Genomic DNA, 26,216 nt, shown 5'->3' with positions numbered 1-26,216 from the left:
TCATGGTGAAAGTTTTTACTTGGTCATTAAAATTCATCGGGTGTTAATATTCTAAACGAATAGGATGTCAAGCTAAAATGATGTGTCAAGTTGTTTGTAAAGTGAGAGGTTTATTTTTGGAAGAAATGCTTAAGAGAAGTATGTATGATATTTGCCTGAGTATAATTATTGATATGCAAGGTTGGCAGAGGTTTTCTTTCTTTTCTAACCGAAGGGAAGAAAAGCAAGGGGAACTCGAAGAAGCAAGCGCAGCGGCTTCGCAGAGTTAGCCCTTGCTTCATTTCGTATAATCATAAAAATCGGAGTTGCTGATATTTTTATGTAAATATATACAGCTTCACTTGTATTTGTTTTAAATCTTCTGTTGCAGCTCAGGAGATGATAAAATTTACGCTTCGGTTGCATAGATGACACAGTATTGTGTTTGTAATTTAAAATATTCACTCATGCAATTCTTTTTAAATAATTTTTATTTGTTTTTGGACAAGCGTTGACATTTCTTATTTAAATGATAGTGATAATGTTATATCAATTAAAAATAAGGAGTTAAATATAATAAGGCTTTAGATGAAGTAGAGTTGCTTATGAATGAAATGCTTGGTAAATTAAATATAGCATTAAATGAAACGAATTTATATCCAACTAATGATATGTTTCGGATAATTGTGCGTGAGATTGATGTTGAAAATTTAAAAATACTGTCTTTTATTTATAACGAAGGATCTCAAGAGGTTATAGACGATATGACTCCCGTAATAAAAGAATTCATGTACTGGTGGGGCGATAATTTAGATTTTGGAACTATTAATATCCAATCTCTAATTGCAAAAAAAGAAGAAAAAGTAATTTCTTCAATCATATTAGAAAATTCAGATAAAGGTAAAGACATAAAAAGAATTTAATGGTTAATTGCAATCCTAACAATCTGCCCTCAGGGCTATTTTTAGAGGGGTGATAACTATCCTCAAACTGAGGGGCCGTTGCATTCCCTCTTAGGAATACCTACTCATAGAGGCTGCCTGGCACAAGCGAAGCTCTTTGATCTGTTTATTGACTGCGAAGATCTCTGTTTTAGTTAACTCACTATTGCTACTTTTTGCATTAAGATGGTTTGTAAGGCAGTTCAGCTTTTGGGATATGTTAGAGAGTGATTTCCAAGCTTCAACATTGATAGCAGGAACGACCGGAGGAAGCCTATCAAGAGAGCTTCTTATACAATAGGGAAGATAAAAGAATCTATTAACTCTCAGCCTAATGATTCCAGAATAGATTTTATTAAACTATATCATTAGGATATGATATTAGTGGATTCACTCTTGAGCAAGAGTGAATCCACTTCTGAAATTAACTTTTACTCCATTGTTCAATTATCTTATCAAACTCCGAATCTACCCATTCTTTTCTCCATTCATCAAGATATTTGATGTCAATTGACGATGGGGGTATTGTACATTTTTCTATTTTTACAATCGAAGGTATTGATATTGAATCCCCCATGATTAAGGCCTCACCTTCTTTGAGCGATGGTAGGAGGTTTGTAATATCACCTACTGTATCCGGGAGTAATCGCTTAACATAATTTTGATCGTCTGGGTTAGTTAATCGCATTGAGATAAAAGTATTACACTGAGAAAATATTGTTTCTGAAATTTCAGAAGGTCTCTGACTTGCAAGGAGAAGGGTTACTCCGTATTTTCTACCCTCTTTTGCAATCCTCTCAATTGCTTCTTTGGATGTCCTGTATTTGCTCAGATCACTTTTGGGAGCATATTTATGTGCTTCTTCGTAAACAATTAATATTGGGATATCTTGGTTTTCATTAGATTTTCTTTTTATTTTTTTTGAATGATAGCCAAATTCAAAAATTAATCGAGATATCAATGATACACATATGCTAAGTACTTCAAAAGGAACACCGCTTACATCAAGTATTGTTATGTTTGATTTATCTTTTCCATAGCTTATTAAAGTTTCTAATGTTTCTTTAAATGTTACGGATTTGCTACCTTCACCCAGAATAAAATCTAATCTCTTATCAAATATTTTACTTTGTAATCGATCAACAAAATTGAGAAGTTTTCCATTTAAAGCACCGGCTGAACTTCCATCAGGAGTTACATTCTCTTTGAATAACCTATGAGCATTTTCATTGTCAAACTTGAAATTTCCTTCCTCATCTGACCAAATATGTTCATTATCTTTATTTTTTCTTTCATTATTTCTATTGTTAATATAATTGATGACTTCATTAATGTCGAAATAATATGGCGAGTGAAAGCTTATTATTTCCTTTGTGGCTGGATCTCCTTGAAAATGTATCTTTTTATTTAATGTTATTGCCTGACGGAACACATTTCTTTGATTGTGATCATTTGCTTCCGTGTCAAGAAAAAGCTCTTCTAACTCGTCACCATTTAATAGCCAATATGGAAGGGTTAATGTATCTACATTTAATACATTTGAATTAGGGAATGCATTTTCATATTCAGAATGTATATCAAAAATAATTATATGAGAATTGTTTAATCCCTTATAACCTTCTTGCTTTTCATCTACGGCTTTTTGAAGTATTTTTGCAACAGTGTGGGATTTACCTGAACCCGTTGAACCTACGATAGCGATATGTTTATTGAAAAATCTATTCCCATTCACAGGTACGGATACTTTGGTATTAAGCGATAAGCTTGAAAAAGTAAAACGGTCATTTATATCTATACTATCTGAGTATATGGATATTATTTCGTCTAATTTCGCTGGTTCCACTTTTTTAGGAGGAAGTGCAAGTGAATCTCCACCGCGATAGAATTTTCCATTTTTAACAAGACCTATTGGACTTGCTTCTATCATGTATTTCTGCTTTTGGCTTTCTTTAACTTCAATAGAAAAATTATCTATGATCGCCAGAAGAGCAACATCTTGATTATCTGAAACCCTTAAATAAGATCCTACACCTAATTTTTCTTCTGCTATCTTAAATTCTTCAAGATCGTCTACGGAAATTTTTAATTTATTTGGCGATACCGATACTACTTCTGCATTAATATCATTATTCCTGCTCATTACACTATCTCCTTTATGTCGGCAAAGTCTTTAACTTGTATGTTTACCTGGGGTAGTTGGGATGGGATATCAAGGCAGTTTTTCGTATAAAACTGGTAAACTTCTTTTCTTATATTAATACTGTTCAGTGTTTCATTGAAATCATCTATGTCGTTGATAAATTGGAAGTGGATTTCTTTATTTGAAAAACCTTCGATTAACATCTTGGGGGTAAATACACTTCCTTTAAAAGGGTACCCATCAGTGAAAATTAGATCTTCATTGAATAATTGATTCTTTAATTCGTATAAATTGGCATCGCTGGTGCCATGAACAAGTAAAAAAGGAGAATATGGTCGATCTGTTCTTTTAGATAAATTAGACCAATTTGATTGTATTTTATATATACAGTCTTTAACTGTTTTTATATCAGTTTTGTCTTGAAATTCTAAGATGAAAAAACGAGCATAAGGTGAGGTGTTTACACTTCTGCGTATGAAAGATTCTTTTAATTTTCTTAAATATTCTTTTCTTCCTTCATATTGATAAAACCATATGTTAAATAAGACTTTTGATTTGTTGATACTTTCAACAAAATCAGATTTTTTTATCCTTCTATCTTTTTTATTACAAGAGATATCATATGTTTTTCTGAAAGCATTAGAATAAAGATAATGCTCTGCCTCATAATCTTCACATTGGAAATGGTTTTTTATTATTTGTATAGTTTCTTTTTTTTGATCATCAAATGATTTTGCATTGATATTTATAACTAACCGATCCAAAAAGGCTTGTAGATCCTCTTCGGTAAGCCCATTTTCAATATGGTATTCATGTTTGATTTTTTTTTCGGTGTAGGTGAGGAAATTAGATTTGAAAAAGTCAACTTTTAATGGGAGTGTTAACTTTTCTTGACCGGATTTATAATGCCCAAAAAGATAATAATTAGCCCCTTTTTCTTTATTGTCCTTAAAGTGTGACAACATTAATCTTATGGGCTTTGATATAACGGAGTGGTTATAATCGGTACTTTCATAATATTTGCATTGTATCGCAGTTAAATGCCCATCGTTGTAGACATCAACATCTTCAATGCACTCTATATCAATCGAGTCATCCATTTGTGGTAACGAAAAAATCTCAATAATCGTTTTATCAACCTGATAACAATACCCACGAATTGTATCAACCGCACTTCTGTCCACTTTGTTATCCTTTTTGAGGTAAGGTGTTAAAAGTATATAAAAATATGCTGTGTTAATAACAATGCAATGATTGCATAGCTTTATTATTCTGCCACAAAGACAAGCCATTGACATGTACAAAGAACCAAAAACATTAAATTTCAATGCTAATTATTAAGATGTGAATAATTTGATGGCGTTAATAATTTTTAGTTTCTTGCCTGAAACCCCAAAAAGTAGCTTATGTGTAACCTTTTGTTATATGGCTATTTTAAATTTTCAATATAATCAGTTGGATATGTTATATTTTTCAACACTGCTGCATCATGGGGGTGTGGGCGTCGAGATTATCGATTGTACTCATGGAGTTGTGTCCAGTCCCTGAATGTAAATGGGTTGCGATACTTTTAGTTTTCGTTGTTATCACATAAGGGACACATGATAGCGGAGATACGCATTTCAGGGAAAGTCAGGATCGCCGACTTCTCGATCCTTCTTCCGTTTCAGAATTTTACACCGATTGTTGTTGTCGAAATTCCGAATGTCGGTCGCGTAATGCGGCAAAAACAAACGCCGCGATAAAGAGAATGGTGAACAGCACGACGATCGTGGGAGCGGGTGCGCTGTCGAGGAAGAATGACAGATACACACCTAAAAATGAGGTAATCACCGACAGACCCGTTGCCAGCAACAGCGCGCGGGCAAAGCGTCGGGTGAGGAGAACGGCAATCGCGCCTGGGGCGATCAGCAGGGAGATTGACAAAATGATCCCCACCGATTTCAGCGTCGCAACGATGGTCAACGCAATCATGCACAGCAGTCCGTAATGCAGCAAAGTCGTGTTAAGGCCGCAGGCTTTCGCCTGATGCGGATCGAAGGCGTGCAGCAGCAAATCTTTCCACTTGAATGCAATGATCAGGGCGATACCCAGCACAATGAAGGCCGTTTGCCCAATATCGCTCAGCGAAATCCCTAGCATGTCGCCGAACAGAATATGATCGAGGTGAACCTCTGACTGGATAGAGACATAGAGCACCAGTCCGGCGCCAAACATCCCGGAGAAGACGATCCCCATGATGGTGTCGCGTTTGATGCGGCTGTTGTCGTCAAGATATCCGGTCGCGACTGCGCAGAATAGGCCCGCAATAAACGCGCCGATAGCCAGTGGAATACCGACGATATAAGCCAGCACAATTCCCGGAAAAACCGCATGACTCATGGCATCGCCCATGAGCGCCCAGCCTTTGAGCACCAGAAATACCGACAGTAACGCACAGGGAATCGCCACAAGAGCGGAGACGGCCAGTGCGTTGACCATAAAGTCGAACTGAAAAGGTTCCAGCAGGGTGCTCAGAAACATGATGACTCCTTACGTCGTGCGCGACGGCGGTTCGCCAGCAGGCCGTGTTTGGGGGCAAAAACGAACGCCAGCAGGAATAATACGGTTTGTAGCACCACAATGATCCCGCCGGTCGCCCCGTCCAGCCAGTAGCTGAGCCAGGCGCCGAAAAAACTGGTCACACTGCCGATCGCAACGGCGATCATAAGAAGGCGTGGAAAGCGGTCAGTCAGCAGCCAGGCGGTGGCACCGGGCGTCACGACCAGGCAGATCACCAGAAATGCCCCCACGGTTTGCAGCGCGGCGACGGTGGACACCGATAACAGAGTGAAAAACAGCAGCTTCAGACGGGCCGGGTGCAGGCCAATGGAGCGGGCGTGGTTTTCATCGAAAAAAGTGACCATCAGATCCTTCCACTTCAGCAGCAGGATGAGCAGGGAAACCGTGCCGATAATCGCCAGTTGCACAATGTCTTCCGGCGCGATGGCCAGTACGTTGCCGAGAATGATGGTCTGAATATTCACCGACATCGGGTTGAGCGACACCATAAACAGCCCGATGCCAAAGAATGACGAGAAGATCAGGCCAATAATGGCATCTTCTTTAAGCCGTGAGCGCTGGTTCAGAAAAAGCATACTGCCTGCTGCCAGGCCACCGGAGAGAAAGGCACCGAGAGAGAAGGGCAAGCCGAGCATGTAGGCACCGGCAACGCCTGGCACGATGGAGTGCGACAGCGCATCGCCAATCAACGACCAGCCTTTAAGCATTAAATAGCAGGAGAGAAAGGCGCACACTCCGCCAACCATCGCCGATACCCACATCGCGTTGAGCATGTACTGATAACCAAAGGGTTCTGTCAGCCAGTTCATGATGACTCTCCGCAGCCTGCCGCTCGTCGGGAGATAAACGGGCGTTCGTCGTCGGTAATGATGTGTTCTTCGCCGCCGCTGAGCGCGACGTGACGCAGGACGCCGCTGAACGCCAGTTCAAGGTTGTCGGCGGTAAAAGTGGTTTCGGTCGGGCCGCTCGCCAGCACGGTGCCTTTGATCATCACCGTATAATCACAGAATTCGGTGACTGACCCAAGATTGTGGGTGGAGACCAGCATCGTGCGCCCCTCATCGCGCAACTCGCGTAGCAGCGCAATAATGCGCGCTTCGGTTTTGACATCGACGCCGGTAAAAGGCTCATCCAGCAGAATGACCTGGCCATCCTGGGCAATGGCCCTGGCGAGGAAGACGCGTTTTTTCTGCCCGCCAGAAAGCTCGCCAATCTGCCGGTGGCGGTATTCCAGCATATCCACCCGCGCCAGCGCAGCGTCAACACTGGCATGATCCTGAGCCTTCGGACGACGTAGCCAGCCCATATGTCCGTAGCGGCCCATCATCACGACGTCTTCCACCAGCACCGGAAATGACCAGTCAACCTCTTCGGACTGTGGGACGTAGGCAATCAGATTCTGCTTCAGCGCGTGATTCACCGGCTGTTGCAGGATGGAAATGTCGCCGTCGGCCAGGCGGACAAAACCCATCAGTGCTTTGAACAACGTTGATTTTCCTGACCCGTTGACTCCTACCAGCGCGGCAATCGAACCGCCCGGTACCTGAAAGGTGGCATCGCGTAGTGCGGTATGACCATTGCGATACGTCACCGTCACCTGATTCACGGTAATCGCAGATTGACTCATTTCTGACTCCTCAAACCGTCATTGATACCACTGACGATGGTCTCGGTGGTAACGCGTAGCAGATCGAGATAGGTGGGAACGGGGCCATCGGCGGCGCTCAGGGAATCGACATACAGCACGCCGCCGTAATGTGCGCCGGATTCCCGCGCGACCTGACGGGCCGGTTTATCTGATACGGTGCTTTCGCTGAATACTGTGGGGATCTGATGCGCTCTGATCGCATCGATCACTTTACGTACCTGTTTGGGCGTTCCCTGCTGATCGGCGTTGATCGGCCAGAGATAAAGCTCTTGCAGATCGTTATCGCGGGCAAGATAAGAGAACGCTCCTTCGCTGGTGACCAGCCAGCGTTTATCGGCAGGGATTTTTGCCAGCGCGGCATGGAGAGGGGCCAGCGTCTGGTGAATTTGCGCTTTATAACGTTCGGCATTTTTCTGGTAAATCGCGGCGCTATCCGGATCGTATTTCGTCAGCGCGTCGCGAATATTGTCGACGTAGATCATCGCGTTTTCCGCCGACATCCAGGCGTGAGGGTTGGGTTTCCCGTTATACGGTCCTTCGCTGATGCCCATGGGTTTCACCCCGTCAGACACCGTCACTTCCGGCACACCCGACAAATTCTGGTAGAAGCGGGCAAACCACAGCTCCAGATTCAGACCGTTAGAGAGGATCAATTGCGCCCCCTGCGCTCGCTTAATGTCGCCCGGAGTGGGTTGATACTCATGAATTTCCGCGCCGGGTTTGGTGATCGAACTGACATTGGCCGCCTCACCCGCCACGTTTTGCGCCATGTCCGCAATGATCGTGAAGGTGGTAACGACATTGAGCTTCTCTTTGGCATAAACCGGTGACAGCAAGCAGATGGCCAGTACAGCCGCCAGCAGAGACGAGGTCAGACGGGAGAGGTGCGACATAGTATCCCTCATAAAAAAAGTGGTTAATTATTCATCGAATATAGCCTTTGCTATGTTATATAGCACAAGGCATGTATAAAGATAGTGTTAAATGAAAATAATTCTTATTTGAGGTGTGGTGGGGGAGTGTCACCTTTGGGTGATAGTGTTGCGAGAATTTAAGTTGTAGAATAAATACACCTTAATGTAGTGGAGGGCGCATCATGTCCGGCAAGCGCATTGCTCGCGAAAAACTGACGATTAAAAAAATGATCGCGCTGTACGAGAGCCAGTGTCCGCAGGCATCTGATGAGCCGGAACACTACGACGCGCTGTTTGCCTATGCGCAAAAACGTCTGGATAAGTGCGTCTTTGGCGAGGATAAACCGGCCTGTAAACAGTGTCCCGTACACTGTTATCAGCCAGCGAAGCGTGAAGAGATGAAGCAGATCATGCGCTGGGCGGGGCCGAGAATGCTCTGGCGTCATCCCATCCTGACCGTTCGTCATCTCATCGACGATAAACGTCCCGTGCCGGAACTGCCGGAAAAATACTCGCGTAAGAAGTGAAGCGAAATGCCGGATGGCGGCTTCGCCTTAATCCGGCCTACGGATAATTGCCCACCCGACATCCAGCAACGCGTGCCTCAAACCAGCGCGTCTTTATCAATACCTAAACGCTTCATGCGTGAAAGCAGCGTGGTACGCTTAAGACCCAGCCGCTGAGCTGCGCCTTTCGGGCCTGCAACCACACCATTGGTCTCTTTCAGCACCCGCAGGATGAGCTGATACTCGTCTTCCCCTTCCTGGGCGACTTCGGTTGCGACGGGCGGTTCACCAGGTGAGAGCATGCCGATATCCGGCAGCGAGAGTTGCAGCACGCTTCCTCGCGTCAGCAGAACGGCGCGCTCCACCACGTTCTCCAGTTCGCGCACATTACCCGGCCATTCCATATTGCTGAGGATGCGCAGGGTTTCCGCCGGGATACTGTCGATGTTACGCCCCAGGCGGCGAGCGATTTTAAAGGTGAATGCTTTCACCAGCAGGGGGATATCTTCCGGGCGTTCGCGCAGCGGCGGAAGTCGGATCGGAAAAACGTTGAGGCGGTAGTAGAGATCGCTACGAAACTCGCGATCCTCGACCATTTTTTTCAGGTCACGGTTGGTGGCGGCGATCAGACGCACGTCGGTCTGGATCAGCTTATTGCTGCCCAGACGCTCAAATTCCTGTTCCTGTAAGACGCGCAAAAGCTTAGGCTGTAATTCCAGCGGCATGTCGCCCACTTCATCCAGGAACAAAGAACTTTTATCAGCCAGCTCAAAGCGGCCAATGCGCTGCGCACTGGCACCGGTGAAGGCGCCGCGTTCGTGACCGAACAGGTCACTTTCCAGCAGGCCAGCGGGCATGGCGGCGCAGTTCATCTTCACCATCCGGCGTGCGTTACGCCCACTCAGATTGTGGATTGCGCGGGCAATCAGCTCTTTCCCGGTGCCGGTTTCACCGAGGATCAGCACAGTGCTGTCGCTCTGGGCCACCATCTCGACCTGCTTGAGCACGCTGTACATCGCATCGCTGCGCCCGATGATTTCACCAAACTCGCTGTCGACATTGTTGAGCTGTTCGGTAAGTGCCAGGTTTTCATCCACCAGCCGCTCTTTCAGCCGATGGATTTCCTGATAGGCGAGGGCGTTGTCCACGGCGATGGCGACGCGCCCGGCAATCTGGCGTAGCAGGTTCAGGTTAGCGGTGGTAAACACTTTTTCTTCACACTGCGCCAGCTTGAGTACGCCGAGCATGGTGTTGCCCGACATCAGCGGTAGCAGGCACAGCGTCTGAATCTGGTTGCCCCACGTATCGAACAGCATGCGTTCATAGGGGGCCAGCGCGTCCCGTTCGTTCAGGTTTATCAGCAGCATCTCTTTGCTTTTAAACACCCGTTCCGTCAGAGTGCCAGCTTCATCGACTTCGCTTTGTTCGTGTGCGGGATGATTTTCATCGAGGTAGTGAGTGGAGTAAATGCTGAGCTTATTTTTACGGTGGCTACGCAGGACAATGCTGATGTCGTCGATGTTGAAATAGTGATGGATCTCTTTGGCGACTTCACTTACCAGCTCATCCATGTCGAGCCGGGAGAGTACGGCGTTAGTGATGGCGACCAGAATACGAAAGTTGTCGCGTTCGCGGCACAAGAGATCGTAATCGACGTTGTTCGTGACCCTGCACTGAATTTGCTCTGCCACCACGCCGACAATCTGGGTGAAGGTTTGCAGACGCTCGTACTCTTTTTCGCTCCAGGGGCGATCGTCGTTGCGGATAAATTCGCAGCCGCCAAAAATGCGGCCATCCGCCGCCAGCGGCAGCAGGCAGTAGTGGCCGAATGGCGGGTAAAGGCCGCCAGCAGCCAGTTGCGGCCAGGTTTCTGAAAACTCGTGATAATTGCAGTGCAGGGCATCGGGGCGAGAGAGAATACGGCGGATCGGGCCGTGGGCCAGCACGGTTTCATCTTCGTAGATGACGGGTTTGCCGTTATCGCGCGTGGCGTACCAGGACGCCCGCTGTGTCTGCGCTTGCCACAACACAATCGCCGCGCTGTCGGCAAGCGCCGAGCGCTTTACCAGTTGCGAAAGCGCCTCGCTTAGCGATTGCAGGTCGGGCTGCTGTAACAATGTGCGAGTGATGTCGAACAATCCTTGCTGCCCGAGATCGCTCATCGGTGTATACGACATATTGCTTTTCCAGGAAAGTACCGCTGCGCGGTGCAAAAAAAGAAATTAAATTATAGGTATAGACACTCGACTTCCGCTGGGTGTCGACAAAAAACGCCTTATCCGGCCTACGGTTCGAACAGTTTGTGTGAGTTGAATAACGGCGAAAACGCCTTATTCGACCAACGGTTCAACCGATTGTGTAGGCTGGATAAGGCGACGCCGCCATCCGGCATAATGACGGACTTAACAGATCCGCGGCAGCGGTTCTGCATGCGGTAAATCCAGCGTGCGCTTCACGCCGTAAAGACCGGCCAGACGCACACCTTTACGTTCGACCACTTCGCCAATCAGTGCCGCATCGCGCCCCAACGGATGGGCATGCAACGCCGCCAGCACCTGCCCGGCCGCCTGACGTTCAACGGCAATGACCAGCTTGCCTTCGTTTGCGAAGTTAAGCGCATCCAGACCCAGCAGTTCACATACTCCACGAACGGCAGGTTTCACGGGAAGTGCGGATTCGGACAGCTCAATGCCAAAACCGCAGGCGGCGGCAAACTCATGGGCGACCGCGTTCACGCCGCCACGCGTCGCGTCGCGCAGGGCTTTCACGCCGGGGATATCGCGCAACGACTGAATTAGCGGCGTTAATACCGCGCAGTCGCTGACCAGTTCGCCATCCAGCCCTAACTGTTCACGCAGATTAAGAATAGTGGCGCCGTGATCGCCCAGCGTACCGCTGACCAGCAGCACGTCGCCCGCTGCCAGGGTTTGTGCACCCCAGTGAATATTGGCTGGAATCGCCCCCATGCCTGCAGTGTTGATGAACAATTTGTCCGCTGCGCCACGTTGAACAACTTTTGTATCGCCGGTCACAATCGCGATATTGGCCTCACGCGCGGTGGCGGCCATGCTGTTTACCACGCTTTTCAGCGTCTCCATCGGCAGTCCTTCTTCGAGGATAAAGCCGCAGGAGAGATAGCGTGGAATTGCGCCGCTGACGGCGACGTCATTGGCGGTACCGCAGATCGCCAGCTTGCCGATGTTGCCGCCGGGGAAAAACAGTGGGTCAATGACGTAGCTGTCGGTGGAGAATGCCAGCCGATCGCCTTCAGCGACCAGTTGCGCCAGCTCAAGCCGCGCCTGATCTTCCTGCTCCGCCAGCCACGGGTTAGCGAAGGCTTCCATAAACAGACTGTTAATCAGTTGCTGCATGGCCTGACCGCCGCTACCGTGGGCGAGTTGTACGCTGTTCATGCTTCACACTCCTGCTGACGATACTGATACCAGGCGGCGCATGCGCCTTCTGAAGAGACCATCAGTGCGCCGAAGGCGGTCTCTGGATTACAGGTCTTGCCAAACAACGGGCACTGATGCGGTTTACATTTCCCGGTCAGCACGTCGCCGCAGCGGGCGCGCGGGTCGTCGTAAACCTGCTGAGGTGCCGGTCGGAAATGCGCTTCGGCATCAAAACGCTGATAGTCAGGCGTCAGATGCACACCGGAGGATTCAATCACCCCCAGGCCGCGCCACTCGCTGTCGCCGGTGACGCAAAATACGTCGGCAATAGCCTGTTGCGCCAACAGGTTGCCGGCGTCTGGCACCACGCGGCGATACTGGTTTTCGACCTGGCTGTGGGCCGCTATTTTCTGCTCAACCAGCATCACGACGCCTTGCAGTAGATCAAGGGGTTCGAATCCAGCGACCACCAGCGGACGATGAAACTCACTGGCAATAAAATGATAGGCGTCGGTACCGATCACCATACTGACGTGACCTGGCGCGAGAAACGCGTCGATGCCGTTATCGGGCTGTTCCAGCAGGCTGCGCAGGGTCGGAATGAGCGTGATGTGCTGACAGAAGAAGTAAAAATTCTGCACGTCGCGCAGTTTTGCCTGTTGCAGGGTAATGGCGGTGGTCGGCATGGTCGTTTCAAAGCCGAGGCCGAAAAACACGACTTTACGCGTTGGGTTTTCCTGCGCCAGTTTGAGCGCATCCATCGGCGAGTAGACGATGCGAATGTCCGCACCGCGCGCTTTCGCCTGCAACAGCGAACCTTGTTTCCCCGGCACGCGCATGGCGTCGCCAAAGGTACAGAAAATCACCTCCGGATGGCTGGCAATTTCAACGCAACTGTCGATACGTCCCATCGGCAGTACGCAGACCGGACAACCCGGGCCGTGGATAAACTCCACGTTATCAGGGAGCAACTGGTCGAGACCAAATTTGAAGATCGCGTGCGTATGGCCGCCGCAAACTTCCATAATGCGCAGCGGACGTTCGGCGGTATACGGCAGATGCGCGGCACGTTCACGCAGGTGTTCAATCAGTTGCATCACCTGTTCCGGCGCGCGGTATTCGTCAACAAAACGCATTATTTTTCCTCGCCATACAGCAAAGCGCCGACGTCCGGCTCAACATCAAACATGTTCTGGAGCGCATCGAGCGTGTCGCGCGCTTCGGCTTCGTTAATCACGCTCATGGCAAAACCGACGTGGACCAGTACCCACTGGCCCAGACGAGGTTCGCCGTGCTCATCACAACTGCCGACCAGCGTCAGATCGACGTCGCGCTGAATGCCGCAAACGTCGACTTTCGCCAGGTTACCTTCGATAGTGCGGATTTGGCCGGGAACGCCTATGCACATCGCTGTGCCTCCAGCCAGTTCAGCCACTGATCCATTCCTTCGCCGCTGGTGGCGGAAATCAGGATGATCTCGATATCCGGATTAACTTCCCTGGCACTGGCAATGCACTTCTCAACGTCGAAATTCAGGTACGGTAGCAGATCGACTTTGTTGAGCAGCATCAGCGAGGCGGCGGCGAACATATGCGGGTATTTCAGCGGCTTGTCTTCGCCTTCGGTGACAGAAAGCACCGCCACTTTATGGCGTTCGCCGAGATCAAAACTCGCCGGGCAGACGAGGTTACCGACGTTTTCGATAAATAGAATGCCGTGGTCTTCCAGCGGCAGACGCGGCGCGGCATCGGCAATCATCTGCGCATCGAGGTGACAGCCTTTGCCGGTGTTGACCTGAATGGCCGGAGTGCCCGTGGCGCGAATGCGTGCGGCGTCGTTGACCGTCTGCTGGTCGCCTTCAATGACGGCGCACGGGACGCTGTCTTTCAGCTTCATCAGCGTTTCGGTAAGCAGAGTGGTTTTACCGGATCCTGGGCTGGAGACGAGGTTGAGCACCAACTGTTGGCGCGCGGCGAAGCGGGCGCGGTTGCGCTCGGCCAGACGGTTGTTTTTATCCAGCACGTCGATTTCTACTTCCAGCATACGCCGCTGGCTCATGCCTGGCGCGTGGGTGCCGGCTTCACCGTGACCGTAGTGCAGATCGCCTTCTTCCGTCTGGCTCGGGGTGAATTCGGACGTTTTTATGCCGGTAATATTCAGCGCCGGGCGAGCTGCCGGGGCAAAAGGCGCGCTGCGAAACGCGGAATGAGGGTTATGCTCATCACCCTCTATATAAAGGTTGCCTTCAGCGCAACCGCATGTTGTACACATCGCTCACTCCTGATCTATTTCTATTCGTCGAATCTGTAATCCGTCATCGGCCACGATTTGCAGCGTGTCGCTATTGCATTGCGGGCAACGGCGTACGCGTTGGGTCAGTAAGGTGACGTATTGCTGACAGGATTCACACCAGCATTCGGCTTCTTGTTCCTCGAGGTGCAGTTTACAACCTTCCGCAACGGTGCCACGGCATACCAGATCAAAACAAAAGGAGAGAGCGCTGGTTTCTACGCAAGAAAATGCGCCAATTTTGAGCCAGACCCCAGTTATCCGTTTTGCGCCGTGCGCGACGGCCTGTTGTTCGATCAATTCCAGTGCCCGCTGGCAAAGGGTAATTTCGTGCATAGTGCCTCCCGATATGATGGGCAGTGATAAGCAATAACTATGCCAGCCTGAAAGTTGGGGGCATTTGTCGATGACGATGATGACGAAATGACATGTCATTCGGGCGTCGACAGCCGTCTTTTATTATTAAATTCATGAAAAAACAAATAGTTAAAAACTGGCATGGAAAATGCTTATGGCAGGCTATCTCTGTTAAACGGGTAACCTGACATGACTATTTGGGAAATAAGCGAAAAAGCCGATTACATCGCGCAGCGGCATCGTCGCCTACAGGACCAGTGGCATATTTACTGCAATTCGCTGGTTCAGGGGATCACCCTGTCGAAAGCGCGTCTGCACCATGCGATGAGCTGCGCGCCGGATAAAGATCTCTGTTTCGTACTGTTCGAACACTTTCGCATCACCGTCACGATGGCGGAAGGCTTCAACAGCCACACCATTGAGTATTACGTCGAAACAAAAGATGGCGAAGATAAGCAACTGATTGCACAGGCGCAATTGAGCATTGATGGCAAAGTGGACGAGCGGGTCAGCAACCGTGAGCGTGAGCAGGTGCTGGAACACTATCTCGATAAAATCGCCAGCGTTTATGACCGACTGTATGCCGCTGTTGAAAGCGGGTCGCCGATCAATCTGAGCCAACTGGTGGCGAGACAAAATCCGGCGGCCTGACCCCAGCGTTTTACGTCGTGACGTCGTCTCATGGGTTGTCACGACGCTTTAAGGGACAGACGTGTCGAACAGTGTCGAAAATGACATTTCATCGGCATGTTTTCGTCAAAAATGACTATCACCTGAGGAATGCCTGGTGAATCGTTTTGTAATTGCTGACTCCACGCTCTGTATCGGCTGCCACACCTGCGAGGCCGCCTGTTCAGAGACGCATCGCCAGCACGGCCTACAGTCTATGCCGCGCCTGAAAGTGATGCTGAATGAAAAAGAATCTGCGCCGCAGCTTTGCCACCACTGTGAAGATGCCCCTTGCGCCACCGTGTGTCCGGTTAACGCCATTAACCGGGTGGATGGCGCCGTACAGCTTAATGAAAGCCTGTGCGTGAGCTGCAAACTGTGCGGCATTGCCTGTCCGTTTGGCGCGATCGAATTTTCCGGCAGCCGTCCGCTGCATATCCCGGCCAACGCCAATACGCCTAAAGCACCACCAGCGCCACCGGCACCGGCTCGCGTCAGTACGCTGCTGGACTGGGTTCCGGGCGTGCGTGCCATCGCGGTGAAATGCGATCTGTGCAGTTTCGATGAACAAGGCCCGGCCTGCGTACGGATGTGTCCGACGAAAGCTCTGCATCTGGTGAACAACATGGACATCGCCCGCGCCAGTAAACGGAAACGTGAGCTGACTTTCAATACTGACTTCGGCGATCTCTCCTTGTTTCAGCAGGCTCAGAGTGGGGAGGCAAAATGAGCGCAATTTCACTGATCATCAGCGGTGTGGCCTGGTTTGCCGCCGCCGCCGTCCTGGCATTTCTGTTCTCTTTTCATAAAGCGCTTAGCGGCTGGGTTGCTGGCGTGGGCGGCGCGGTGGGGTGCTTGTGTACTGCCGCGGCGGGTTTCTCCGTGCTCATCAACGCTGTCGCGGTGCGCGGCGTGATGCCGTTTATCGGTCACAGCGTGCAAATCACCCCACTGAATGCCATCTGGCTGATTACGCTGGGGCTGTGCGGACTGTTTGTCAGTTTGTACAACATCGACTGGCATCGCCATCCGCAGGTCAGGGCCAACGGTCTGCTGGTGAATCTGCTGATGGCGGCGGCGGTGTGCGCAGTTGCCGCCAGCAATCTCGGCACGCTGGTGGTGATGGCGGAAATCATGGCGCTGTGTGCGGTGTTCCTGACCGGATGCAGCAAAGAAGGCAAGCTGTGGTTTGCGCTGGGGCGTCTCGGTACGTTGCTGCTGGCGATCGCCTGTTATCTGGTGTGGCAGCGCTATGGCACCCTTGAGTTGCGTCTCCTCGATCTGCGCACTCAGGAACTGCCGCTGGGCGCTGACATCTGGCTGCTTGGCGTGGCGGGCTTTGGTCTGCTGGCCGGGATTATTCCGCTGCACGGATGGGTGCCGCAGGCTCACGCGAACGCCAGCGCTCCAGCGGCGGCCCTGTTCTCCACCGTGGTGATGAAGGTCGGTCTACTGGGCATTCTCTCGTTATCGCTGATTGGCGGTAATGCGCCGTTGTGGTGGGGTGTGTTACTGCTGGTTCTCGGCATGATCACCGCGTTTGTCGGCGGTCTGTATGCGTTGATGGAGCACAATATTCAGCGCCTGCTGGCGTATCACACGCTGGAAAACATCGGCATTATCCTGCTCGGTCTCGGCGCAGGCGTGACCGGGATTGCTCTCAAACAACCGACGCTGATTGCGCTGGGCCTGACCGGTGGTCTCTATCACCTGGTGAACCACAGCCTGTTCAAAAGCGTGCTGTTTCTTGGCGCGGGCAGCATCTGGTTTCGTACCGGACATCGGGATATCGAAAAACTGGGCGGCATCGGTAAACGCATGCCGGTCATTTCCATTGCGATGCTGGTGGGGCTGATGGCGATGGCTGCACTACCGCCGCTGAACGGATTTGCTGGCGAGTGGGTGATCTACCAGTCCTTCTTCAAACTGGGCAACAGCGGCGCGTTTATTGGTCGTCTGCTGGGGCCACTACTGGCGGTCGGACTGGCGATTACCGGTGCGCTGGCGGTGATGTGTATGGCGAAAGTGTATGGCGTGACCTTCCTCGGCGCGCCGCGCACGAAAGAGGCGGAAAACGCCTGCTGTGCGCCTCTCCTGATGGGCATCAGCGTCGTGGCGCTGGCGATTTGTTGCGTACTCGGCGGGGTTGCCGCGCCGTGGCTGTTGCCGCTGCTGGCGACTGCCGTACCGTTGCCGCTGGAAACCGCCAATACCACCGTATCGCAACCCATGATCACGCTGTTGCTGATTGCCTGTCCGCTGCTGCCATTCATCATCATGGCGATGTTCAAAGGCAACCGTCTGCCATCGCGTTCTCGCGGGACGGCATGGGTCTGCGGTTACGATCACGAGCAGTCGATGGTCATTACCGCGCACGGTTTCGCGATGCCAGTGAAGGAAGCCTTTGCACCGGTTCTCAAACTGCGTAAGTGGCTCAATCCGGTAGCGTGGGTTCCGGGTTGGCAAAGCGCGGCGGTACCGGTGCTGTTCCGCCGCCTGGCGCTGATCGAACTGGCCGTGCTGGTGGTGATTGTGGTTTCACGAGGAGCCTGAGAATGAGTGTTTTATATCCGTTAATTCAGGCGCTGGTGTTATTTGCCGCTGCGCCGCTGCTATCCGGCGTGACCCGCGTGGCGCGTGCCCGTCTGCACAATCGCCGCGGTCCTGGTGTATTGCAGGAGTATCGCGACCTGCTCAAACTGCTGGGCCGTCAGAGCGTCGCGCCAGCGGATGCTGGCTGGGTCTTTCGTCTGACGCCTTTTGTGATGGTGGGCGTTATGCTGACCATCGCTACCGCGCTGCCGGTGGTAACCGTGGGTTCACCGCTGCCGCAACTGGGCGATTTGATCACGTTGATTTATCTGTTCGCTATTGCCCGTTTCTTCTTTTCTATCGCGGGACTTGATACAGGCAGCCCGTTCACAGCGATCGGTGCCAGTCGTGAAGCGATGCTCGGCGTGCTGGTGGAGCCGATCCTGCTGCTGGGACTGTGGGTCGCTGCGCAGGTTGCGGGTTCCACACATATCAGCAATATCACCGATACGATCTATCACTGGCCAGCAGCCCGCAGCATTCCGCTGATTTTGGCACTGTGCGCCTGTGCGTTCGCCACCTTTATCGAAATGGGCAAACTGCCGTTCGATTTGGCGGAAGCGGAGCAGGAATTGCAGGAAGGGCCGCTGACCGAATACAGCGGCAGCGGTTTTGCGGTGCTGAAGTGGGGCATTAGCCTGAAACAGCTGGTAGTACTGCAAATGTTTGTCGGCGTGTTCCTGCCGTGGGGACAGATGGAAACGTTCAGCGCAGGTGGACTGTTGCTGGCGCTGGTGATCGCCATCATCAAGCTGCTTGTCGGCGTACTGGTGATTGCCCTGTTTGAAAACAGCATGGCGCGTCTGCGTTTTTGCGCCACCTCACGCGTGACCTGGGCCGGTTTTGGGTTTGCGTTTTTAGCGTTCGTCTCCTTGCTGGTGGCGTGATTTAAGAGAGTTTGAGCATGTCTGAAGAAAAAGTTGGTCAACAATACCTTGCCGCACTGCACCAGGCGTTTCCTGGCGTGGTGCTGGACGAAGCCTGGCAGACCCGGGATCAGCTGACCATCACCGTGAAGGTCAACTATCTGCCGGAAGTGGTCGAATTCCTCTACTACAAGCAGGGCGGATGGCTCTCGGTGCTGTTTGGCAATGATGAACGCCAGCTGTGTGGTCATTACGCGGTGTACTACGTGCTGTCGATGGAGCAGGGTACCAAATGCTGGATCACGGTACGTGTTGAAGTTGATGCCAATAAGCTGGAATTCCCGTCCGTCACGCCGCGCGTGCCGGCTGCCGTCTGGGGCGAGCGCGAAGTGCGCGACATGTACGGTCTGATCCCGGTCGGTCTGCCGGACGAACGCCGTCTGGTGCTGCCGGATGACTGGCCGGACGAACTCTATCCGTTGCGTAAAGACAGCATGGATTATCGTCAGCGCCCGGCACCGACCACCGATGCGGAAACCTACGAGTTCATCAATGAACTGGGTGACAAGAAAAATAATGTGGTGCCGATTGGCCCGCTGCACGTTACTTCGGATGAACCGGGACACTTCCGCCTGTTTGTTGATGGCGAAAATATTATCGACGCTGATTACCGCCTGTTCTATGTCCATCGCGGCATGGAAAAACTGGCGGAAACCCGGATGGGCTACAACGAAGTCACCTTCCTGTCGGATCGCGTTTGCGGGATCTGCGGCTTCGCCCACAGCACCGCGTATACCACCTCCGTTGAAAACGCGATGGGCATCGTGGTGCCGGAACGCGCGCAGATGATCCGCGCCATTCTGCTGGAGGTGGAGCGTCTGCACTCCCATCTGCTGAACCTCGGTCTGGCCTGTCACTTCACCGGTTTTGACTCCGGTTTTATGCAGTTCTTCCGCGTACGCGAAACCTCCATGAAGATGGCGGAGATCCTGACCGGGGCGCGTAAGACTTACGGTCTGAACCTGATCGGCGGGATTCGTCGCGATCTGCTGAAAGAGGACATGATCCAGACCCGTCAACTGGCGCAGCAGATGCGTCGCGACGTGCAGGAACTGGTGGATATGCTGCTCAGTACGCCGAACATGGAACAGCGCACCGTGGGAATTGGTCGTCTGGATCCAGAGATTGCGCGTGATTTCAGTAACGTTGGGCCGATGGTTCGCGCCAGCGGTCACGCTCGTGACACCCGCGCCGATCACCCGTTTGTCGGTTACGGTCTACTGCCGATGACGGTTCACAGCGAACAGGGCTGCGATGTGATCTCGCGTCTGAAAGTGCGTATCAACGAAGTGTACACCGCACTGAATATGATCGACTTCGGTCTGGACAACCTGCCCGGCGGTCCGCTGATGGTGGAAGGCTTCACCTACATTCCGCATCGCTTTGCGCTGGGCTTTTCCGAAGCACCACGCGGTGACGATATTCACTGGAGCATGACCGGCGACAACCAGAAGCTGTATCGCTGGCGCTGTCGTGCGGCGACTTACGCTAACTGGCCGACCCTGCGTTACATGCTGCGCGGCAACACCGTTTCTGATGCACCGCTGATTATCGGTAGCCTTGACCCTTGCTACTCCTGTACTGACCGCATGACCGTGGTGGATGTGCGTAAGAAGAAGAGCAAAGTCGTGCCATACAAAGAACTTGAGCGCTACAGCATTGAGCGTAAAAACTCGCCGCTGAAATAAGGAATCGCCATGTTTACCTTTATCAAAAAAGTCATCAAAACCGGCGCGCCGACTTCGTCTTATCCGCTGGAGCCGATTGCGGTTGATAAAAACTTCCGCGGTAAGCCGGAGCACAATCCGCAGCAGTGCATTGGCTGCGCGGCCTGCGTGAATGCCTGCCCGTCAAATGCGTTGACGGTGGAAACGGATCTGGCCAGCGGCGAACTGGCCTGGCAGTTCAACCTCGGGCGCTGCATTTTCTGCGCCCGCTGCGAAGAAGTGTGCCCGACGGCGGCGATCAAGCTTTCGCAGGAGTATGAACTGGCGGTGTGGAAGAAAGAGGATTTCCTCCAGCAGTCCCGTTTTGCGCTGTGCAACTGCCGCGTATGCCATCGTCCTTTCGCTGTTCAGAAAGAGATTGATTACGCCATTGCGCTGCTTAAGCACAACGGCGACAGCCGCGCGGAGCATCACCGCGAAAGCTTTGAGACCTGCCCGGACTGCAAACGTCAGAAGTGCCTGGTGCCGTCCGACCGAATTGAACTGACTCGCCATATGAAAGAGGCCAGCTGATGAGCCATTTATTAGGTCCGCGTGACGCAAACGGTATTCCGGTACCGATGACGGTGGATGAGTCCATCGCCAGCATGAAGGCGTCATTACTGAAAAACATCAAGCGTTCAGCCTATGTTTACCGCGTGGACTGCGGCGGCTGTAACGGCTGTGAAATTGAAATTTTCGCGACCTTATCACCATTGTTTGACGCCGAACGCTTCGGTATCAAAGTCGTACCGTCGCCGCGTCATGCGGACATACTGCTATTCACCGGCGCGGTTACCCGTGCCATGCGCTCCCCGGCGCTGCGTGCCTGGCAGTCTGCGCCCGATCCGAAAATCTGCATCTCTTACGGCGCCTGCGGCAACAGCGGCGGTATCTTCCATGACTTGTACTGCGTCTGGGGCGGCACTGACAAAATTGTGCCGGTGGATGTGTATATTCCAGGATGCCCGCCGACGCCTGCGGCAACGCTGTACGGCTTTGCGATGGCGCTGGGCCTGCTGGAGCAGAAAATTCATGCTCGTGCACCGGGAGAACTGGACGATCAGCCAGCGGAAATCCTGCATCCGGACATGGTGCAGCCGCTGCGTGTGAAGGTCGATCGCGAGGCGCGTCGACTGGCCGGTTATCGCTATGGGCGTCAGATTGCGGATGATTACCTGCGTCAACTCGGCCAGGGTGAACATCAGGTGGCGCGCTGGCTGGAAGCGGAAAGCGATCCGCGCCTGACCGAGATTGTCACGCACCTGAATCAGGTTGTCGAAGAGGCGCGAATCCGATGAGTGAAACGGTGGTGTTCAGTCAACTGAGCCGTAAGTTTATTGATGAGAACGATGCGACGCCCGCCGAGGCGCAGCAGGTTGTCTATTACAGCCTGGCGATTGGTCACCACCTTGGGATCATCGACTGCCTGGAAGCCGCGCTGATCTGCCCGTGGGAGGCGTATCTGGCGTGGATTGCCACGCTGGAAGAGGGCAGCGAGGCCCGTCGGAAGATGGAAGGTGTGCCGAAGTATGGCGAGATCGTCATCGATTTTAATCATGTGCAAATGCTGGCGCACGCGTTTGATCGTGCGCTCGCGGTACAGACCCCGGAGCAGCAGGCATGGAGCAAACAGATGCTCAGCATGTTGCACGATATTCATCAGGAGAGCGCGATTTACCTGATGGTAAGGAGACACCGTGACTGACGTTTTATTGTGTGTTGGCAACAGCATGATGGGGGATGACGGCGCGGGTCCGCTGCTGGCAGAAAAATGCGCGGCGCAGGCGAAAGGTCACTGGGTGGTCATTGACGGAGGCTGTGCGCCGGAAAATGACATCGTGGCCATTCGCGAACTGCGCCCGGATCGTCTGCTGATCGTGGACGCCACCGACATGGGGTTGAATCCCGGCGAGATCCGCATTGTCGATCCTGACGATATCGCCGAGATGTTCATGATGACGACCCACAATATGCCGCTGAATTATCTGGTTGATCAGCTTAAAGAAGACGTCGGCGAGGTGATCTTCCTCGGGATTCAGCCGGATATCGTCGGGTTCTATTATCCTATGACTCAACCCATTAAGGATGCCGTCGACACCGTTTACCAGCGTCTCGACGGCTGGGAGGGCCACGGCGGCTTTGCGGAATTAGCGGCGTCGTGACATTCATGCCGGATGACGCTCTGACCTCATCCGGCCTGTTCCTCTCTCACCTGTTCGATCACTAATTTCCCCTGCATTACCGCCACATTGACAAGGGTACCGGTCGGAAAACCCGCCTGTTCCAGCCAGTCGCCATTAATGGTTAACGACGCATGCCGGCTATAGCGGCGCGTGTTGCCGGTTTTTGGATCTTCATGGCGCTTTCTGACATAGCTCACCTTTAAACGACGAAACGGCCTGATGATAGCGATTTCAGGACTGCCAGCCTCAATAGTCATAAACGATTCCTTGTTGCCCACGAGTAGATGAAAATACCTGTATAAAATGCCAGTAAAAAAGGGAAGGGGCAAACCGAAAACTGGAAGGGAGATAGCGGAAACGAAATGCAAATGATGTAACGAGGGAAGGGAAGGGCGGACAGCGCGAGCGCCATCCGCCATCCTGTTTACGCCAGATCCTGGCCGTTGCTGGCGATCACTTTTTTGTACCACCAGAACGATTTTTTACGCGTTCGCGCAAGCGTACCGTTGCCGGCATCATCGCGGTCGACATAGACGAACCCGTACCGTTTGCTCATCTCACCCGTCGACGCGGCCACCAGATCAATACAGCCCCAGGTGGTGTAACCCATCAGCGGCACGCCGTCCTCAATGGCGTCAGCCATCGCACGGATGTGTTCGCGCAAATAGCTAATACGATAATCGTCATTAATGTGGCCATCGGCATCGATTTCATCTTTTGCCCCGAGACCGTTTTCCACCAGGAACAGCGGTTTCTGGTAGCGGTCGTACATCATATTCATCGTGATGCGCAGTCCAAGCGGGTCGATCCCCCAGCCCCAGTCGCTGACCTGGATGTACGGGTTGCGCATTGACTTCACCACGTTCGCGGCACTGCTGTTCTTTGTGTTTATCTCAGCCGACGCGCAGCGCGACGTGTAATAGCTGAAAGAGACAAAATCGACGGTGTTTTTCAGGATTGCATCATCTGCCGGGGCTTTCTCAATCACCACACCTTTTTCACGAAACACACGGGCAGAGTAAGCTGGATATGCGCCGCGCGCCTGTACGTCAATGAAGAACAGGTTTTCACGATCTTTTTCCAGCGCTGTCCAGACATCTTCCGGTTTGCAGGAGTACGGATAAAAATTACCGCCCGCCAGCATGCAGCCCACCTGGTTCTGCGGGTTGATCTCATGGGCGATTTTCGTCGCCAGCGCGCTGGCAATCAGCTCATGGTGCGCGGCTTGATATTTCACCTGATCCTGATTTTCCCCCTCTTCAAACACCAACCCCGCGCCGGAGAACGGGCTGTGCAGCATGATGTTGATTTCATTGAAGGTCAGCCAGTATTTCACCAGCCCGTTAAAAGCTTCAAAACAGGTACGCGCATAGCGGGTGAAAAACTCCACCATCTTGCGATTACGCCAGGAGCCGTATTCGGTAACCAGGTGCATGGGCACGTCGAAGTGGCACAGTGTAACCAGCGGTTCAATACCGTACTTTTTGCACTCGGCAAACACCGCGCGATAGAAGGCAATGCCTTCCTCGTTAGGCGTCAGTTCGTCGCCGTTGGGATAAATACGGCTCCAGGCAATCGAGGTGCGAAAGACGGTGAAGCCCATTTCCGCCATCAGGGCGATATCGTCCTTATAGCGATGGTAAAAATCGATCGCCTGATGGCTGGGATAAAATTCATCATTCCGCAGCTGGAAACGTTTCTCCTGTCCCAGTTTGACCGGCATGCGATGCTCTCCGTGCGGGATCATATCGACAGTGGTCAGCCCTTTGCCGCCCTCCAGGTATGCGCCTTCAGCCTGGTTGGCGGCCAGTGCGCCGCCCCATAAAAATCCTTGCGGAAATACAGCCATAATAACCTCAGTGAATAACAGTCAGACGCTGGCGCCTTTTACCGTAGACGGTTGTGCAGCCTGGTTTTTGCGTGCCTGTGCGGCCGCGTTTTCGACGGGGATATCTTCAAAGCCCAGCAGCAGCGTCAGGACAAATGACAACACCACCGCCAGCGCCATGACGCCAAATACCCAAACAATAGTCATGGGATTCGCCGGATCGAAGAACTGAACGCTGGTAAACAGGCCCGGTGCCGCCATTGAGTGGCTGGCGAGTCCAGCCATCCCGGCGACCGCGCCACAGATAAAGCCGCTGATCAAGCTGGCAATCAGTGGACGTTTCAGGCGCACCGCCACACCGTAGAGCGCGGGTTCCGAAATTCCGGCCATGATGGCCGAGGCCGCCGCTGCCAGCGCAGTCTGGCGCAGTTCCGGGTTTTTCGTTTTCCAGGCTACCGCCAGCGAGGAACCGCCGAGCGACAGGTTGGCGCCAATTTCGGACGGCATGACCATCCCTTCTTTACCCGTTTCGGCAATGGTCTGAATGATGGTTGGCGTAAAGACACGGTGCATCCCGGTCATTACCAATAGCGGCCACAGCGCGCCCATGATGGCAACAGACAGCCAGCCGAGATAACCGTGAATGGTATAGACCAGCGCGGAAATCGCGCTACCAATCCAGATGCCAATCGGCCCAATCAGGACGATAGCCAGCGGCGCGGCGATCAGCACGATCAGCATAGGCTTGAGGAAGTTTTTGGTGACCGCGGGCGTAATGCGATCCACCCAGCGTTCGATGTACGACAGACACCAGGTCATCACCAGCGCCGGAATAACCGTATAGGTGTATTTCACCGCGGTGACCGGGATCAGGGCGAATTCAACGTGCTCACCCTGTGCCGCTTTCGCCATCAGGTCGATAAAGCTTGGATGCACCAGCACCCCGGCAATGGCGATCGCCAGCGACATGTTGGTTTTAAATTTAATCGCCGCCGAGGCCGCCACCATTAACGGCAGGAAGAAGAAGGCGCCATCGCCGATCACGGTCAGGATCGTTAACGTGGAGGAGCCTTTTTCCAGCACGCCGGTCATTTCAAGGATCATTGCCAACAGTTTGAGCATCGATCCGCCGATAATCGCCGGGATCAGCGGCGACATGGTACCGATTAGCGCATCAAGGATCCCCGCGCCAATGCGTCTGAGCGTCAGCTTGGGTTTGCCAACGGGCTCGGCGGGTTGCATATCGCCCGGCAACAGGTTGACGACCTCACGATACGCCTGGGAGACGGTATTGCCGATAATCACCTGGCACTGGTTGTCGCTGCGAACGACGCCGAGTACACCGCTGAGGGTTTTGAGCGTGGCACTGTCGACCAGCGTGTCATCTTTCACAACGAAACGCAGACGCGTCATGCAGTGTGTCACTGCGGTGATATTGTCGACGCCGCCCAGAGCCGTCACCACGGAGCGCGCCAGCGCTGCATAATTCTTGGACATAGGATTTTTATCCTGTTTTATCAGTAGGGTACGTTTTATTTTTGCCGCACATTCGCCTGAGCGATCGTCGGTGATGAAACG

The 26,216-nt window shown here is 52.2% G+C and carries 26 protein-coding genes and 1 pseudogene; 11 read left to right on the top strand and 16 right to left on the bottom strand.

The annotated features are described in order from the left end of the window. The first annotated feature begins 584 nt into the window (after positions 1–584). Complete coding sequence (locus tag OGW13_RS24320) at positions 585–902, top strand: hypothetical protein (protein ID WP_080916671.1); 318 nt, start codon at positions 585–587, stop codon at positions 900–902. 90 nt (positions 903–992) lie between these two features. Here the strand turns inward: OGW13_RS24320 and OGW13_RS24315 are convergent. From OGW13_RS24315 to OGW13_RS24285, 7 genes and pseudogenes are all read right to left on the bottom strand, one after another. Next, positions 993–1,208 (bottom strand): annotated as a pseudogene (locus OGW13_RS24315) (hypothetical protein); the annotation flags it as partial. Positions 1,209–1,344: 136 nt separating this feature from the next. Next, positions 1,345–3,060, bottom strand: coding sequence for an anti-phage-associated helicase HerA (gene herA / locus OGW13_RS24310; RefSeq protein WP_016239655.1), 1,716 nt, complete (start codon positions 3,058–3,060; stop codon positions 1,345–1,347). Further along, complete coding sequence (locus OGW13_RS24305; RefSeq protein WP_080916667.1) at positions 3,060–4,244, bottom strand: DUF4297 family anti-phage-associated protein; 1,185 nt, start codon at positions 4,242–4,244, stop codon at positions 3,060–3,062. Before OGW13_RS24305 ends, herA begins: the two co-directional genes overlap by 1 nt. 490 nt (positions 4,245–4,734) lie before the next feature. Next, complete coding sequence (sitD, locus tag OGW13_RS24300) at positions 4,735–5,583, bottom strand: iron/manganese ABC transporter permease subunit SitD (protein ID WP_192502212.1); 849 nt, start codon at positions 5,581–5,583, stop codon at positions 4,735–4,737. Then, positions 5,574–6,431 (bottom strand): iron/manganese ABC transporter permease subunit SitC, encoded by an 858-nt coding sequence (sitC, locus tag OGW13_RS24295; RefSeq protein WP_287116581.1) that lies wholly within the window; start codon positions 6,429–6,431, stop codon positions 5,574–5,576. Before sitC ends, sitD begins: the two co-directional genes overlap by 10 nt. After that, positions 6,428–7,249, bottom strand: coding sequence for an iron/manganese ABC transporter ATP-binding protein SitB (sitB, locus tag OGW13_RS24290; protein WP_042999578.1), 822 nt, complete (start codon positions 7,247–7,249; stop codon positions 6,428–6,430). Before sitB ends, sitC begins: the two co-directional genes overlap by 4 nt. Beyond that, the gene (locus tag OGW13_RS24285; protein ID WP_287116580.1) at positions 7,246–8,163 is read right to left on the bottom strand and encodes a metal ABC transporter substrate-binding protein; all 918 of its coding nucleotides are present in this window, start codon (positions 8,161–8,163) and stop codon (positions 7,246–7,248) included. The genes sitB and OGW13_RS24285 overlap by 4 nt, the downstream gene beginning before the upstream one ends. 203 nt (positions 8,164–8,366) lie before the next feature. Here OGW13_RS24285 and OGW13_RS24280 point away from each other — a divergent pair, with 203 nt between their 5' ends. Next, on the top strand, positions 8,367–8,711 hold the full coding sequence (locus OGW13_RS24280) for a nitrous oxide-stimulated promoter family protein (RefSeq protein WP_042999580.1): 345 nt from the start codon (positions 8,367–8,369) through the stop codon (positions 8,709–8,711). A 77-nt stretch (positions 8,712–8,788) separates the two neighbouring features. Here the strand turns inward: OGW13_RS24280 and flhA are convergent, their stop codons facing one another. The 6 genes from flhA to hypA form a co-directional block, all read right to left on the bottom strand. After that, positions 8,789–10,867, bottom strand: coding sequence for a formate hydrogenlyase transcriptional activator FlhA (gene flhA / locus OGW13_RS24275; RefSeq protein WP_044255048.1), 2,079 nt, complete (start codon positions 10,865–10,867; stop codon positions 8,789–8,791). A 225-nt stretch (positions 10,868–11,092) separates the two neighbouring features. Continuing rightward, positions 11,093–12,103 carry a hydrogenase maturation carbamoyl dehydratase HypE gene (gene hypE / locus OGW13_RS24270; protein WP_044266646.1) on the bottom strand — a complete coding sequence of 337 codons (1,011 nt, stop codon included), beginning with the start codon at positions 12,101–12,103 and terminating at the stop codon, positions 11,093–11,095. Then, entirely contained in the window at positions 12,100–13,221 is a 1,122-nt protein-coding gene (gene hypD / locus OGW13_RS24265) for a hydrogenase formation protein HypD (protein ID WP_044266644.1), read from the bottom strand. The genes hypE and hypD overlap by 4 nt, the downstream gene beginning before the upstream one ends. Beyond that, complete coding sequence (gene hypC, locus OGW13_RS24260) at positions 13,221–13,493, bottom strand: hydrogenase 3 maturation protein HypC (protein ID WP_042999584.1); 273 nt, start codon at positions 13,491–13,493, stop codon at positions 13,221–13,223. Before hypC ends, hypD begins: the two co-directional genes overlap by 1 nt. Continuing rightward, a complete protein-coding gene (gene hypB, locus OGW13_RS24255; RefSeq protein WP_042999585.1) occupies positions 13,484–14,356 on the bottom strand; it encodes a hydrogenase nickel incorporation protein HypB in 873 nt (290 codons plus the stop codon). Before hypB ends, hypC begins: the two co-directional genes overlap by 10 nt. A 3-nt stretch (positions 14,357–14,359) precedes the next feature. After that, positions 14,360–14,710 carry a hydrogenase maturation nickel metallochaperone HypA gene (gene hypA / locus OGW13_RS24250; RefSeq protein WP_042322631.1) on the bottom strand — a complete coding sequence of 117 codons (351 nt, stop codon included), beginning with the start codon at positions 14,708–14,710 and terminating at the stop codon, positions 14,360–14,362. Positions 14,711–14,920: 210 nt separating this feature from the next. On the opposite strand from hypA, the gene hycA reads away from it, so the two are divergent. From hycA to hycI, 9 genes are all read left to right on the top strand, one after another. Then, positions 14,921–15,382, top strand: coding sequence for a formate hydrogenlyase regulator HycA (gene hycA / locus OGW13_RS24245; protein ID WP_042999586.1), 462 nt, complete (start codon positions 14,921–14,923; stop codon positions 15,380–15,382). Positions 15,383–15,518: 136 nt separating this feature from the next. Further along, a complete protein-coding gene (hycB, locus tag OGW13_RS24240; RefSeq protein WP_042999587.1) occupies positions 15,519–16,130 on the top strand; it encodes a formate hydrogenlyase subunit HycB in 612 nt (203 codons plus the stop codon). Then, on the top strand, positions 16,127–17,953 hold the full coding sequence (gene hycC, locus OGW13_RS24235; protein ID WP_061069679.1) for a formate hydrogenlyase subunit 3: 1,827 nt from the start codon (positions 16,127–16,129) through the stop codon (positions 17,951–17,953). Before hycB ends, hycC begins: the two co-directional genes overlap by 4 nt. A gap of 2 nt (positions 17,954–17,955) precedes the next feature. After that, complete coding sequence (locus tag OGW13_RS24230) at positions 17,956–18,879, top strand: respiratory chain complex I subunit 1 family protein (RefSeq protein ID WP_042999589.1); 924 nt, start codon at positions 17,956–17,958, stop codon at positions 18,877–18,879. Positions 18,880–18,896: 17 nt separating this feature from the next. After that, positions 18,897–20,606 (top strand): formate hydrogenlyase subunit HycE, encoded by a 1,710-nt coding sequence (gene hycE / locus OGW13_RS24225; RefSeq protein ID WP_042999590.1) that lies wholly within the window; start codon positions 18,897–18,899, stop codon positions 20,604–20,606. Positions 20,607–20,615: 9 nt separating this feature from the next. Further along, complete coding sequence (gene hycF / locus OGW13_RS24220) at positions 20,616–21,158, top strand: formate hydrogenlyase subunit HycF (protein WP_044255059.1); 543 nt, start codon at positions 20,616–20,618, stop codon at positions 21,156–21,158. Then, on the top strand, positions 21,158–21,925 hold the full coding sequence (gene hycG, locus OGW13_RS24215; protein WP_042999592.1) for a formate hydrogenlyase subunit HycG: 768 nt from the start codon (positions 21,158–21,160) through the stop codon (positions 21,923–21,925). The genes hycF and hycG overlap by 1 nt, the downstream gene beginning before the upstream one ends. Continuing rightward, positions 21,922–22,332 carry a formate hydrogenlyase maturation HycH family protein gene (locus OGW13_RS24210; protein ID WP_044266634.1) on the top strand — a complete coding sequence of 137 codons (411 nt, stop codon included), beginning with the start codon at positions 21,922–21,924 and terminating at the stop codon, positions 22,330–22,332. Before hycG ends, OGW13_RS24210 begins: the two co-directional genes overlap by 4 nt. Next, positions 22,325–22,789, top strand: a complete 465-nt coding sequence (gene hycI / locus OGW13_RS24205) for a hydrogenase maturation peptidase HycI (RefSeq protein WP_044266632.1) — start codon at positions 22,325–22,327, stop codon at positions 22,787–22,789. The genes OGW13_RS24210 and hycI overlap by 8 nt, the downstream gene beginning before the upstream one ends. A 26-nt stretch (positions 22,790–22,815) precedes the next feature. Here the strand turns inward: hycI and OGW13_RS24200 are convergent, their stop codons facing one another. The 3 genes from OGW13_RS24200 to ascF all read right to left on the bottom strand — a co-directional run bounded on the left by OGW13_RS24200 (position 22,816) and on the right by ascF (position 26,135). Next, on the bottom strand, positions 22,816–23,067 hold the full coding sequence (locus OGW13_RS24200; RefSeq protein WP_042999595.1) for a SymE family type I addiction module toxin: 252 nt from the start codon (positions 23,065–23,067) through the stop codon (positions 22,816–22,818). A 167-nt stretch (positions 23,068–23,234) separates the two neighbouring features. After that, positions 23,235–24,659 carry a 6-phospho-beta-glucosidase gene (locus tag OGW13_RS24195; protein ID WP_287116579.1) on the bottom strand — a complete coding sequence of 475 codons (1,425 nt, stop codon included), beginning with the start codon at positions 24,657–24,659 and terminating at the stop codon, positions 23,235–23,237. 21 nt (positions 24,660–24,680) lie between these two features. Beyond that, positions 24,681–26,135, bottom strand: a complete 1,455-nt coding sequence (ascF, locus tag OGW13_RS24190) for a PTS cellobiose/arbutin/salicin transporter subunit IIBC (RefSeq protein WP_287116578.1) — start codon at positions 26,133–26,135, stop codon at positions 24,681–24,683. Positions 26,136–26,216: the final 81 nt, after the last annotated feature.

This window comes from Citrobacter sp. Ca225 (assembly GCF_030337175.1).
GTDB classification, from domain to species: domain Bacteria; phylum Pseudomonadota; class Gammaproteobacteria; order Enterobacterales; family Enterobacteriaceae; genus Citrobacter_A; species Citrobacter_A amalonaticus.
The sequence above is the reverse complement of the archived record's forward strand: the minus strand, read 5'-3'. Positions and strand labels throughout refer to the sequence as shown.